Genomic DNA, 14143 nt, shown 5'->3' with positions numbered 1-14143 from the left:
GGATACCGAACGGCAAGTAGTCGAAACTCATCCTCGTGCTGTTTCTACTCATCATTACGGGCCTCTGACTGGGTATGCTCTGAGGATGGCGAAAGACGCCGAGATCACAGAGCGACTGGAACGCATCGACGAGATCATCGATCGGCACGATACGACTGAATGCGACCGTGACGAATGAGGAGATCTCTACGAGGAAGGGCAGCGACGCCTCACAGAGGTTCGTGACCCTCTCGATGACGGTAGTGGAGACATCGTGGACCTTGAGTAGCACAGTTTTGACGGCAAAGACTTAACCAACAGATTCGGTAGAATCTCACGGTTTGTTGGTTAAGCCCTACCTGGCTCACCCCGAGGGTTATTCAGACAGCGGACGTACTCCCACCATGACAATTCTCGTCGGCACTCGAGACGGTGTCTACCGCACAGCAGCAGTCCCCGTCGAGGACGCCAACCAGGTTCTCGACAGCGGTGACACCCCCCGTATCTGCACGTTCCCCGCCGTGGACGGTGTGTTCGCCGCGTCGGAGTCAGGACTGTACCGCTCCGTGGACGACGGCCAGACGTGGGAAAATCTAGGTATTCCACGTGAGGAAGTCTACTCGGTCGTCGCGAGTGCAGATGGTGAGCGCCTCTATGCGGGAACTCACCCGGCGCATCTCTACGTGTCGACCGATGACGGCGATTCGTGGGCCGAACTCGAGGGCTTTCAGGACCTTCCGTCCCGTGACCAGTGGCATACGCCGCGCCACCGCAACGAGGCCCACATCCGGAGTCTCGGTGTGCATCCCGAGACACCCGACCGCGTGGTCGCCGGTGTCGAGGTCGGCGGCGTCCACATCAGCGACGACAGCGGAGCAACCTGGACCGAGCGTCGCGAAGGCGTCCACGACGACGTCCATCACGTTCTCATCCTGGGCCCCGACGAGTACGTCGCGTCGACCGGTGATGGCCTCTACCGAACACGCGACACAGGTCAGTCCTGGACGCGCCTCGATACGGACCTCGATCATCGGTACTTCCGCGAGGCTTTCGCACTCGATGGCCGGCTCTACGCAGCGGCAGCACGAAGCTCGCCAGGGACGTGGAGCGGGAAGAACGGTGCGGACGGGATACTGGTCGAGTCGACGGACTCCGGCGAGTCGTTAGAGGCGGTCTCGTATCCGGGTGAACCGGAGGAAGTTGTCCTCGCGTGGACGGCTATCGACGGGACTGTACTCGCAGGGACGAACGACGGCAGACTCATCAACCGCGATGCCAATGGGATGTGGACCGATGCGGGACAAGTGCCAGCGGGGATTCGGTCGTTGGCAGTCTACTAAATTGAGTACAGTACTGGAGCTCCGTGACTTGAGCGCGTCTAAGCTGTATTACGCGTATTGATCGAGCACGGCCCACTCGTCACAGTGGGGGCATTTGTGATTGGTTACGATTAGCCCCTTCGTGGGGAGATATTCGAAACAGTCCTCACAGGTGAAACTCCCGCAATTTTCGCAGCGATAGCCATCGAGGATTCCACTGCCACAGTCACCGCATCTATCCATCGTATGACGGGTTTCTCCTCCGGCGTCTTAATCTCACTGTGTAGACCAACCCGCAGAAGTTAGAGTCATTCACTTCGTATTGCTGTATTGCGATTATGTTATTGTAGACCTACCACAGTAGTGTTTCTTATATAACTGAGAGTATGTATTATTCACCGGTATTCAACTCGCACAAAAAGCATATATGACAGCACGGAACAACACACAATATCGGTCAATCACACATACTCAGCTGACAAATGTCACGGAACACTGTCAACACTACTGTATCGATCAAGCCCGCCGATGCCTTATTCCTCAGCTGGGCGACCGGCATCAACGCATCCGGGCTCTTCCGTGAAGCATTGACCGAGCAGATGACGTATCGAGACATCGATCGGGACGAACTCTCGACACTCGCCGAGGAGGCGCTCACCGATACCAGTCGAGACCTCGAAGACCTTCTTGAACAGACCTCCAGCATCGATGACCTAAACGCCCTGCTCGAGACAGATCCCTCCACCGACTAGCAGACAAATCCCGCATGAACAATTCACCCCCTGACCCGGCGAGCGATGCAACGGCCACTGAATCGCCCTCCACCGACGACCAGCCGACCGAGTCCTCGGACAGCAGCCATCTCAAACCGACCCTCACCCGTGTTCCCCCGCGAGTTGTATCCCTCGCGATGGGGCTCGCGTTCCTCGTCGTCGCTGTCGGTCCAGCCGCTGCCCAGAATCAGGTCGGCGACGTGTACTGCAACACCGGCGTCGCGACCGGGATCGACCTTGTGTTCGGCGCGGTCGCTGGCCTCGGTCTTCCTGCAACCGGCTTCTACACTGGGAAAGCTGGTCTTTCATATATGCGCGCCGGCGGTAACCCTGAGAAGAAGAACGATGCCAAAGAAAAACTCGTCATGTCCGGTATCGGTTTTGGCATCGTCGTCCTTGCGCTCGTCTCGCCCGAACTCATCGACAAGGTCGGCAGCCAGATGGGCTTTGGCTTCTCGGACTGCGTGAAGCCTTTCTAACCCCATCTGGGATCGCCAGCGAACTGTCCCCGCGACCCTCGTAGGAATAGAATGCACGCCCCCCGCCCGATGGCCTCCGTGCTTGCCCTCCTCCTCGTGAGTAGCACCGCTGGAATTGTCGTCGCCGGAGGGATGGACGGAGTCACCCCCTCGGATCCCGGGGATTCTGTTCCTGACGACGGGCCCGCCTACGGCGTGAACAACAGCACCTTCCAGCGGCTCTGGTCGGAAGACGTCGACAACGGCAACCTCTCGGTCGACGATTTCGATGACACAAACGTCTCATCGCGGGCTGAGTTCGCACATCGGCTTGCCCGGTCAACGGACATCCCGTTCGCTCGCCCACCACAGGCTGCTTCGAACTGGAACAGCGGCGATTTCGGAGATTACAACCCTGGTGGTCGAGGTTCCTCGGTCCATCCTGCCGGTGCATTCCTCGAAGACGGTGTGTACATCAAGGATGCGTATGTTAGCATCTTCGGCGTTCAGCCGTCGACGATTCTCCATCACGCGAACGGAACGACGCGATACATTGCCCCGGACGGCCAGGTCCGCACGATCAGTGACCACCGCGTTGCCGTCCCCCAAGATGATACGAACGGATCGCATCGAGAACGCTGGTCGATCGAGCGAACGAGCATCGAGTCCGTTGAACTCTCCGCTGATGGGAGAACTATTGACTCGGGGAGCGGACATCAGGCCACGCTCCAGTACACCGATCTTTCGGAATCGCAGCAGTTGACCGTCGAGGCTAATATCACGGTACGGCTCCGCCACATAACGCTTGACTGTCCGGACTGGAACTCATCGACATCCGGGTGTGACGGCGACTGGACTCGCGACATCGAAACCCTCGAAGCGTCGAAAACGGTGTCGACGTCACAGTCCGTCGTTGTCAATCAATTTTCGGACATCACTGGCAAACGCGTCCAGTTCGAGGCCCACGAAGACCGGGTCGGCGCGGTCGTCCATCCGAACACGGAGTGGTCGTCGATCACGGTTGACGGCGACGTTCGGGCCCGGAGTAACTGGTGGTTCTACACGGCCGGGCGATCCGGCTGGCAGACGATGGTCACCAGCACCGCGACCAACACGTCTCGTGCTGAGTCGTCGGTGCGCCCCGTCCAAGTTCACGCGTTCCCGAGCCGGCAAGCGCCGTACGTACCAACTGAACTGACCGACGATGGTGAGCGCCCGCTCACTATCGAGGAAACGTGGGGAACCGAACAGACAGGGCCGTCACTGCCGTCGAACATCGTCCTTGAGTCTGCGGATCCGTACGTGAACGCAGATTCGATTGCGCTGAGTTCCACAACCCTCGATGGGAGTGCCCTCCGCGAAGTCACAGTGTATGGCATCGTCCGCGGACAATCGCGAACAGTCACCCTCGCCGAGCAGCAGACCGTCCGCGAAACGAATCTCACCCTGACAGTCACTGAAACAAACGCGACCCACGCGGTCGTTCGTGCGGTGGTTACGGAGAGCGCAACTGGCGACGCTGTCACGACCGGCCGCCTGACCATCGGAAACCAGACCACGGCGCTCAACAGCAGTGGGATGGCCGTCGTTACCATCTCGGACCCAGCGATTGTCGTTCGGGGCCAATACACCCCGACCGCTTGGTGGCGGACTGACCAGCCCTACGCTGCGTCGGAGGATGTCACGAAGACACCAGCGAACTTCCCCGACCTCCAGACGCTCATCCAGCTCGTCGTCGTAACGGTTCTCTGGTTCATCCCCGTTGGAGTCCTGGTTTTCGGCTTCGACTACATGTCCGACGGGGCGCTGCTCGGACTCACAAACCGAACATGAACGACAACACAACAGCTCCCACTCACGGCAAGTGTATTGACCGTCGAACAGTTCTCAGTGGCCTTAGCGCTACTCTCGTCGCGCTCTCTGGGTGTTCCTCATCGCCATCCGAACCCACCAGTCCGGGTTCTGAGACGTCGCCCCCACCGGGAGGCGAGAGCGATGCCTTCGAGCGCGTCGCGATGACCGAGACCGGCCTCGTCGTCGAACTCGCTAGCGACACTAACGCTGATTCGGTGAATCTCATCAACCCGAACGGTGAGATGAACTCGCTTCAGCGAGTGCAAGAGGGAGCGACACAGGTTACATTTCAGCTACTCGGCGAAGCCGAAGACGGGTACACTCCCGGAGAGTACCGAGTCGTCGCCGTCGCTGGTGACGAGCCCATCGGCAAGACGACGATCTCCCTTGAGCCCGAACTCACGATTACAGACGTCATGTGGGCCCAGAATCACCCGGACATGGACTGGGACAAAGACAGATCGACGTGGCAGCAACTCGCCGCGTTCTCTATCGAGAATACGGGGAATGCTCCGTCGTTCCTCACCATGGCCCGGTGGACGGACGCCCCGCTCTGTCGAGTGAAGTCACAGGAGACGATGGAATTCGGCCACAATACACTCCTTCCGGCCGGTGAGACGACGACCGTCTACTCGTCGGCTCCGATCTACCAGACCGAGGGGCGTCTTGGAATGGGGGCACACGTCAACTGTAGCGACCTCGGAACGGCTCCACTCACAGTAACTGGAGCCGTCCAGGCCGGGGCGAACCCGTCGTACTCACAGACGATTGAGTACGGTGGAACGAACAACTCGTGCGAGCTCACCATCGTCGACGGTGGCCCGACTGACTCGACCCAGACGACGTCGAACGGGGAGGATGCCTGAATGGGATGGCTTGAGGAACAGGTACAGGACGCCATCGAGAACGTCATCAACAGCATCAAAGAGGCACTCCTCGGGTTCGCGAACGACATTTTCAGGGCCCTTCTCAATCCGATTGTCGGTGTCCCTGCGCCGGAATCCAACTCCCGGTACATCGTCGTCGGCACCCCTGATAATGCGCCATGGCAGAGCCTGTACGCAGATTTCTATCTCCAGTATATCCTGCCGTTGACGGTAATGTTGCTCATCGTCGGGCTCGCCTACATCGGTCTGCGGTCAGGGTCGATCAGTCCTTACCGACGAAAGCGTCTTCTCCGACGTATCGGGCTCGTATTCATGGGATCGTTCGTCTGGTTCCCCCTTGTGTCGATCCCGCTCCAATTCGTCAATGCAGTTGGCCTCACGCTTGCCCCAATCAACGATATGTCGGCAGGGTTTGGGAGTCTCATCGAGTCAGCAGTCGGTGGCCTCTTCGTCGTTCTCGCCATGGCTCTCGTCTCGAACTTCCTGCTCATCGTTGCTGGCCTCGTCTACGGCCTCCGCTGGCTGGGCATTCTCGTGCTCACCCCGTTGATGCCGTTGCTCGGCGTCTTCTGGGCCCTCGACGTATGGCCCCTCACCCCGGCCTCGAAGATTGCTCGCCGTGCCGCCGGCATCTACCCTGGTCTGGTTCTCGCGGGACTTCCTGCTGCAGTCCTCTTCCGGATCGGCTGGCAGATGGATCTCACAGCGAGCGCAAGTGGAATCTTCTCGCTATTCCTCGGACTCGTGCTCATTCCGGCAGCCTGTATCGCCTCGATTATGACCGTCTACTGGTCTGCCCCCGCGATTCAGACAATCGCCCGTCGGGGAGCTACCCATACGAATCCGGCAGCTGCCGCCTCAGCCGCGAAGAAAGGAACTGGGAAATCGGTTCGCGGTGCCCGGAACGTGCATCGAGGATACGCGCAGAACAAATCTGGTCCAGTGACAAAGAGCGGACAGGCCCAGCTCGGGGGCGGCGACTCGAACGCCTACAAACTAGGTTCCTCCGCCCAGTCAGCGACGGATCACGCAGGCCGCTACAACAACCTGCGGCAATCGAAGACCGGGCGGATGCGCGATAAGGCGAAAGAAGACGCAAGTCGGGCATCGCAGGCGGCGAAGGCCCGGTCGAAGCAGGCGTTCAAAAATACGAAAGAGAAAGTCTCACGGTGGTAATTTCATGAGTACGAACACTGACGACCAGGAGTACAGCGCCCGACGGATCCATCAGTCACTCGGCGGCACGACAGCGTTCTTCCAGGGGTACACGATTGGCGAGATCATGCTGTTCGTCGGCGTGGCGTTCGTCACGCTCGTCGGTGCAGCACTCGTCCCGGCCGCACTCACCATTCCCGTTCTCGGGTTCGGCATCATGCTCGGCCTCGTCCTCGGAGTGCTCCACAAAGTGAAGCCCTCCTACCTGTGGCTCACCGAGTGGCTAGCCGCACGGCTCGGCTGGGCAGTCAAGAACAAAGAGTACACGCACGGCGAGGACAATAGCGAGGTCCGCTATCTAACTCGCGTTGGGCAGGTCTTCCCGCATGCCATCGAGCGGTCAGACGGCGCGCTTGTCGGTGCGATGAAGATCGAGCCGGCGAACATGGCCCTCGAGGATGACGAGGCGTGGGCGAAAGCCGTGGACTCGCTCTCCGAGTTCGTCAACGCGACCATCGACTTCCCCGTGAAGTTCTATATCACTAGCCGGGAGGTCGACCAGGACGACAGCGTCCGCGACCACCAGCGTCGCCTCGGTGACGCCGACGTCCGCTCACGGCCCGTCCTCAAGCGACTGCTCGACGAGTACATCACCACCAACACCGACCAGAACGGCGATATCGACTCCGAGAGCACGACCATCCGCGAATACTACATTATCACCGCCGTTCGCGACGCCGACGTCGAACAGCTCGACGAAACCGGCGACAGCGTACTCGCCTACCTCGCCGACATCCCTGTCGTGGGGCGCGTGTTTGGCCGCTTCCAGTCTGATGGTCTCTCCAAGGCCGAACGTGACCGACTCAAGGAAGACAAGTTAGAATCCCGCCTCGGCCAGATTCGCCGCGGTGGGTCCTCGCTGTACCGCTGCTCAGTCAGTCCGGTCGACGCCTACGACCTCACCCGTGTGACCAAAGAGTACTGGACGGGACGGACTGAGGAGTATGGCGACATCACTGACGCAATCGGCACGTTCCCAGTCGTCGCCCACGGCATTAGCGACGACGTACCGTCGACGCCCGATCCAGACGATGTCGTCGATGCGATGGACGACCTCGATAGTGGAGACAGTAAGGCATCAGAAACGGAGATCGCTGATCAGGACCGCCTCGGCGACACGTCGACGCTACATCAATCGGTGATCGCGCCGTCGACGGTCGACTGGGAGACGACCTACGCCGTCATCAACGACGACACGTATGTTCGGACGTTCTGGATCGAACAGTTCCCAGAAGAGCCTGCCGACGGGATGTTCGAGCGCCTTCTATTGGAGACTGAGCTACAGACGGACATCAGCATCCATCTCGACCCATTCGACACCCAATCGGCCGAGGACATGATGGCCGACTGGATTTCGGATCTGAAGGTCAACCAGCACGACGCCAACAGTCTCAAAGCCGAGGACCTCCAGGACGATATCGACCGTGGGAAATTCATGCGGTCACTCGTCCGTGCGAACAAGGCGTCGTTCTACCGTGGCGGCGTCTTCATCCGACTATCCGCCGAGAGCAAGCAGGAACTCGATAACCAGACGACAAGGCTACGCTCGATCGTCAAGGACGCCCCGGCGAACTGCACACTCAAAGTCGCGAACCGCTGGCAGGAGAAAGGGCTTGCAACTGTCTCGCCCCTCGGTGCGAACGAACTCGGTCGCGACCGGATGTCGACGCTGACGAATCAAGCCATCGGGGCGATGTTCCCGTTCTCGTCGAACTACATGATGATGGACGAGGGTGTCGAGTACGGCTACCACGGCCACAACGGCTCACCCGTCCAGATCAACCCGTGGAACCTCGAAACCGGCCACAGCGAACTCGTCGTCGGAATGCCCGGCGCCGGGAAGACGTTCGGTGACATCATGCGTCACCTGCGGATGATGAAACGCCAGCAGGATACGATGCTCGTGATGATCGACCCAGTCGGAGGGTTCAGAGGCATCGCCGACGCCCTGGACGCGAAGACGATCACGGTGGGTGGCGACACACATCTGAATCCCCTGGAGATCCGTGAGACGCCACAGGAAGTCCTCAACGCCGAGGACGGCATCTCCCCACTGTCCGCGAAGAAAGACGAAGTCTACGCCGTCCTCGAAAATTTCCTGACCGCTCGTGACATCGACCTCGGGACTGAGACGGGCGTACTCTCGTACGTCATCGACGAGGCGTACCGTCAGGCCGGTGTCGTCGAAGACGACATCTCGACGCATACGCCCGAGAACTCGCCGACGATGACCGACGTCCATCGGATTCTCGCTGATGTCGCGGAAAACCCTGACGAGCACAACATCGCGGCGTCCGAATCTGCTCGCGAACGTGCTGCAGAGTACGCGGACGAATTGGCGATCGCATTCCAGCCCTTCCGTGAGGGCGGATCGTACGACAACCTCGCGGAACGCTCAGAAGTCAATATCCTCGAGGGTGACAACAAGGTCGTCTATATCGACCTCGGGCAGATCGAGGGGAGTGCGTCGGGAATCGACCGGCAGACGTTCCTGATGCAGTTGCTGTTGTCGACGGTCTACCAGCAGGCGAAGAAGACCGACCGCAACGTCGAACTCGCCATCGACGAGGCCCACTACCTCTTCGAAGACCAAGCGAATCTCGATTTCCTCGAAACGGCGTTCCGCCACCAGCGCCACGCCGGCCTCCGGATGGTCTTACTGTCGCAGACCGCCCAGGAGTTCTACGAGACCGACCAGGCCGAGAAGATCCTCGGCATGTGCCCGATCAAAGTCTTCCACAAACTGCCCGATCTGGACGACGAAACGGCCGACAAAATCGGGCTGACGCGCGAGCAGCGCCAGTACGTTCGTGGGGCGGATGCCGGGAAGGAGGATCTCGGCTACAGTCAGGCGCTCGTTTGCGTCGAGGAACACGGGACGTATCCGCTCCACGTCGTTGCGGACCCCTTCGAGAAACGCGTCATCGACTACGAACCAGCAGATAAGGAGTTCATCCAGCAAGCCATCAGCGATGAGTCTGAAGAACTGGTCGACTTCGAGGCGTTCGTGGAGAACGAGGCGCGGATGAATGCCCTCACCAGTCGCTACGATCTCTGCGAGGACGAGGCCACTCGCATTCTCGATGATGGATTCACCGAGGACGAGATCGTCGAGGCGGTGGTCGCAAACGCACGGCGGAACGGCACGGAGGAGACGTCCGCGCTCGCCGATGGCGGCGAGGACGCTAGTCAGTCCGAGGAGGAGGCGAGTGACGATGATTAACCGACTCTTCGGCGGCACCTCGCAGTACGACGCCACACAGCTACCGATCGAAGAACCACTTGTCCAGCAGCCGGCGGATGCGCCGGGGATTTTGCTCCGAATTCGCCCGTTCAAAGAGAACCAGGGCGTCGTCGACGGCGCCGGGCTACTCCAATCAGTTCACGACGTTACGACGAACTTCCGGGGGAAGAACACGAGCGACCACCACTCCTTCGAGGTCTGGTTCGACGAGGGGAAGATCACGTTCTACATGCACGCCGCGACCGAGGCGGCCGCCGACAAGTTCCGCCGCCGCGTCGGCAACAACTACGCCAACAGCGAGGTGTTCCCCGTCGACGGAGGAGTTGCCTTCCCCGTTATCGACCCCGACGAGTACGTCGCTGGTGCGTGGCTCGAAATGGAGAAACTTCCGTACTACCCGATTCGCCACCACAACAGCGACGAATGGGCGAACGACCCGTACGGCGAGATTACAAGCGAGATGCTCACACTCGACGACAGCACGGTCGTCACGCAGGTCGTCTTCCGACCGGCAAAGCAGTCCTGGACGGACGGCGACCGATTCAAGCACAACAGCGTCGACGACCTCGCTCACGCACTCCGACAGGGAACCTCTGTAGGGTGGCTGAATCCCCGCACGCGGCCAGCGAGCGAGAAGGACAAACAGGCCGCCGAAACCATCGAGCAGCAGCGCGGCCAGCAGGCGTTCCACGTCAACATCCGCGTCCTCGCAGCGTCCACGGATAAAGACGAAGCCGAGGCCCGTGCCCGTGGCGTCGCCGGGATGTTCAGGAAGTACTATAACGCCATCACCGAGCAGGGTCTCGACGATACGCCAGTCTGGCATCGCAAGGACGGCAAGCGCGCGAAACAGCTCCGCCAGCACGTCACTCGGATGGCTGACCGCGAGTGGACCGACCGGCGCATGATCATGACTGTCGACGAGCTCGCCGGCGTTGCCCATATCCCGAACAACGAGATCGAGACGCCGAATATCGACTGGCGCTACACCCAGCGCGGCGACCGCGTCCCCGCAGATACGGACCAGTACGAACAATCTGCGACTAGACACCGGTCTGACGAGCGACCGGCCAGACAGGGAGGAGAGGATCGTGTTTGATCGCTTCTTCGGTCGCGACGACGCCGACCAGGACGCTACGTCGGAAGGCACGTCAGAGAGCGACGACACGCCACGTGAAGCGAGGTCCGACGAGAGCTTCGAGGGTGACGCAGGTCGGATGACTGGGACCAGTCCGGGTCCACAGTCGCTGCTTGGCGAAACGTACGATATCACCGAACAGGAGACGGACTACGTCGGGAGCAAGCCAGTCGTCACTGAGACGCTGAACGAGGGCACCGTCGCCGGATCACACGTCCGCGAGATGCTAGAATCGGGTGTCGATACAGCTCCATCGCCGCTGTGGATTGGGTACGACGAGGACGCCCAACGAGGGTTCCGCGAAGCCCCGCTCCGCTTCGAGTCTCTCTTCCGGCACATCTGGATTACGGGAACCACCGGCTACGGGAAGACCACAGAGTTGCTGAACATGATGGTCCAGTGGGCGTATTCAGGGTATGGATTCGTATACTTCGACCCGAAAGGCCGCGACTCACGCGAACTCCTGCGGATGCTGCCCGAAGACCGGCTCAAAGACGTCGTCTGGATCGAACCTGGTTCATCCGAGCACGACAAGACGGTCGGGCTGAACTTCCTCGAAGTCCCCGACTGCGAGACTGAAGAGGAGCGTGAGAACGAGATCGAGAATCGCATCGAGAACCTGAAAGCGATCTTCGATACGGACGAGTACTGGGGGATCAACATGGAGTCGATCACCGAGTCGATGGGCCGGGCGATGATGCAGTCCGACCAGCCGTTCTCGGTGATCGATATGTACTTCACCCTGTTGCACGCCGAGCGCCGCGAAGAGTTCGCCTACGACGTCGAGGATCCCTACGTCAGGGAATTCTGTTTCGAAATCGCGCGGATGGACGACGAGACGATCCGCCCGCTGCTCAAACGCATCAAGTCGTGGGTCGAAAACTCGGTCATCCGGCGGATCATCTCCCACCGCGAGAGCACCATTGACTTCCGTGACATCATCGACAACGATCGGATCGTCATCGTCCGGACGCCCGTCGAGAACACAGACATCAAGAAGATGGTCACGCTCGGCGTGATGCGGAACCTCTGGAGTGCCATCCAACAACGCTCCTACGAGCACGATACCGATCCAGATCCCTACTTCGTGCTCTGTGACGAGTTCGACGACATCGCGAGCGAAAACCTCGATATCGAGTCGATGCTCGCCCGCGCCCGATCGATGCGTCTCTCCGTGACCTTGTCCTCTCAGTATCCCTCGCAGTTCGGCGAGGACACGCGGAAGGCGATGCAGAACAACTGCGACAACCTCATCGCCTTCTCCGTGAACGACGTCGACGACGCCCAGCTCTTGATGAAGCGATTCCGCGACTACACTGCCGAAGACCTCATCTCGACCGATCAGTACCAGGCCTGGACGAAACTCCCACTAGAGGGCGGTCGGTACTCCGAACCTGTCCTCCTCCGGACGTTCCCACCGTATCCCCCACTACGGTCATCGGATGCAGTCGACGATATCATCGAGGCGAGTTTGGACCGGTATGGAACCGACCCGTTGACCGACGCGGAGATTATGCAGAATCTCATCTACAGCGACGCCAACGAAGCAGCGGACCCGACGAAAATCCTGGCCGAGACGATGGCTGACGCGATTCGCGCCGTCCAAATCCGAGCGGACGTCCGCGAGGCAAATGGCTGGGTGGACGTCACGGCTGTCGACGAGGAACTGGCGACGCGCCTTGAGAACGCTCATTCCGACATCGACTACGCGGACGATGACCTACCAGAGGTCCGTAACGCGTCGCGGTTGATCGACGTCGAGTTGCAGGATGGTGATGTCGTGACGCGACTGTCCGAGGCCGGCGAAGCAGAAGTGCAACCTGAAACGGGCGACGTCGAGTCGGCAGGCGGGTCTGACCACGATGCAGTGCTCGTGGAGACCGAGCGGGGCCTCACCGAGCGCGGGTTTAGCGTCGATATCCTCGAACAAGACGGCAGCGAGCAACCCGACGCCATCGCGACGCACCCAGATCACGACGTCGTGTTCAACATCGAGGCCGAGACGACGACACCGGATCGGCCCGCGAAAGTCTTGCAGAACCTCAAACGAGCGCACGACGCAGATCGCATCCCGATTTTCGTCGTTCGCCCAGGTGACCCCGAAACAGAGTGGGCATCACGCGTCGAGAACATTCTCTCGGTACCGTTGCGAGAGCGAGCGGACGGCACCGAACAGTTCTACAACTGCGACGAGGTCGTGACCTTCGGCGGTGGTGCAACAGCCCACGGTGGCGTCACCGCCGTTCGACCCTGTACGTCCGACACGAATCGGACAGTCTGGAGACGCAAGAGCGGTGAACGCGTACTGTCGGACGGTGAGACGGAGTTCGCCCGCGTTCCGGATGATGGACCGCTCTCGAAAGATGACGTGCCAGCCTACTACAGTCACGACCGCGAATCCGGCCAGTATACCGTCCATCAACCCGGCGAAACGCGGACGTACGAGTCAAGCGAGGAGTTCGAGGCGGAGTGGACACCGATCAAACGGCCGTTCCTCCCTGACGTCGACCTGCCAGACGCGGAGTATTCGCGCGACAGCTACCTCGTGCTGATACTGCCAAAAGACGGCAGTCCCACACTCTTCCAGCAGGGTGACACACACGAACTGCCTGCATCACCGGACAACGACGAGCTATGGCCTGACGACCCTACCGGTGAGCACAGTCAGACTCCAGACTCGGGGGAGGCTGCGGAGTCGGCCCCGTCGGCTGGATCAGGTTCATCAGTAGCGGAGGGAGTGGAAATCGAGCCAGATGGTGACGGCATCGAGGCGTTCGCGGCGATGTACATCAGAGAGGCTGATGGAGCGCAGGTTCCGAAGGCGACCCTGTTTCAAGCGTACTCGAAGTGGACTGACCAGCACGACATCGATGGGACAAACGCGAGCTGGTTCGGTCGGAAGCTTTCGAACGTCATCGAGTATGAGGATGACCGTGTCAGAGACGGCGACGATTTGGTGACGGTCTACTCTGGTATCGATCTGACCACAGACGGATTACAGCTCCTTGAATGACTCCTCTTATCAGAATTATGAACGCAATCCACGAGGGTCGCCGACTGGCTCACTTTGCTGCATCGCCCTTATCCCAATCATCCCTTGTTAGCCGTTCTATCCACCAATCTCTGGTCCATTATCGGGTTTGTTCAGGGCAGAGCAGCCGTTCAGGTCAGGAATCCGAGGGTTGTTCAGGGGAAAATCACAGGACGGGAGCAATGTTCAGGGCAAATCGAAGGCCAAAACCAACTAGTATAGAACGGGATGTCCCCGTTGGACAG

At 60.0% G+C, this 14143-nt stretch carries 9 protein-coding genes; all 9 read left to right on the top strand.

Features of this window, described 5'->3' with window-relative positions:
• The first annotated feature begins 383 nt into the window (after positions 1 to 383).
• The 9 genes from NATPE_RS20000 (at position 384) to NATPE_RS19960 (ending at position 13880) form a co-directional block, all read left to right on the top strand.
• A complete protein-coding gene (locus NATPE_RS20000) occupies positions 384 to 1319 on the top strand; it encodes a WD40/YVTN/BNR-like repeat-containing protein (protein ID WP_006183478.1) in 936 nt (311 codons plus the stop codon).
• A gap of 461 nt (positions 1320 to 1780) precedes the next feature.
• Entirely contained in the window at positions 1781 to 2050 is a 270-nt protein-coding gene (locus tag NATPE_RS19995; RefSeq protein WP_006183476.1) for a hypothetical protein, read from the top strand.
• Between the two features lie 14 nt (positions 2051 to 2064).
• Entirely contained in the window at positions 2065 to 2550 is a 486-nt protein-coding gene (locus NATPE_RS19990; RefSeq protein ID WP_006183475.1) for a pilin, read from the top strand.
• A gap of 51 nt (positions 2551 to 2601) precedes the next feature.
• Positions 2602 to 4362 carry a hypothetical protein gene (locus NATPE_RS19985; RefSeq protein WP_015299300.1) on the top strand — a complete coding sequence of 587 codons (1761 nt, stop codon included), beginning with the start codon at positions 2602 to 2604 and terminating at the stop codon, positions 4360 to 4362.
• A 182-nt stretch (positions 4363 to 4544) separates the two neighbouring features.
• A complete protein-coding gene (locus NATPE_RS19980; protein ID WP_006183473.1) occupies positions 4545 to 5249 on the top strand; it encodes a hypothetical protein in 705 nt (234 codons plus the stop codon).
• Positions 5250 to 6446, top strand: a complete 1197-nt coding sequence (locus tag NATPE_RS19975; RefSeq protein ID WP_006183472.1) for a hypothetical protein — start codon at positions 5250 to 5252, stop codon at positions 6444 to 6446.
• Between the two features lie 4 nt (positions 6447 to 6450).
• A complete protein-coding gene (locus tag NATPE_RS19970) occupies positions 6451 to 9708 on the top strand; it encodes a VirB4 family type IV secretion system protein (protein ID WP_006183471.1) in 3258 nt (1085 codons plus the stop codon).
• On the top strand, positions 9701 to 10828 hold the full coding sequence (locus NATPE_RS19965) for a hypothetical protein (protein WP_006183470.1): 1128 nt from the start codon (positions 9701 to 9703) through the stop codon (positions 10826 to 10828). The genes NATPE_RS19970 and NATPE_RS19965 overlap by 8 nt, the downstream gene beginning before the upstream one ends.
• Complete coding sequence (locus NATPE_RS19960) at positions 10821 to 13880, top strand: TraM recognition domain-containing protein (RefSeq protein WP_015299298.1); 3060 nt, start codon at positions 10821 to 10823, stop codon at positions 13878 to 13880. The genes NATPE_RS19965 and NATPE_RS19960 overlap by 8 nt, the downstream gene beginning before the upstream one ends.
• The last annotated feature ends 263 nt before the right edge of the window (positions 13881 to 14143 follow it).

Source organism: Natrinema pellirubrum DSM 15624 (assembly GCF_000230735.2).
GTDB classification, from domain to species: Archaea; Halobacteriota; Halobacteria; order Halobacteriales; family Natrialbaceae; genus Natrinema; species Natrinema pellirubrum.
Note: the sequence above shows the minus strand (reverse complement) of the source record. Positions and strands in the feature narration are given on the sequence as shown.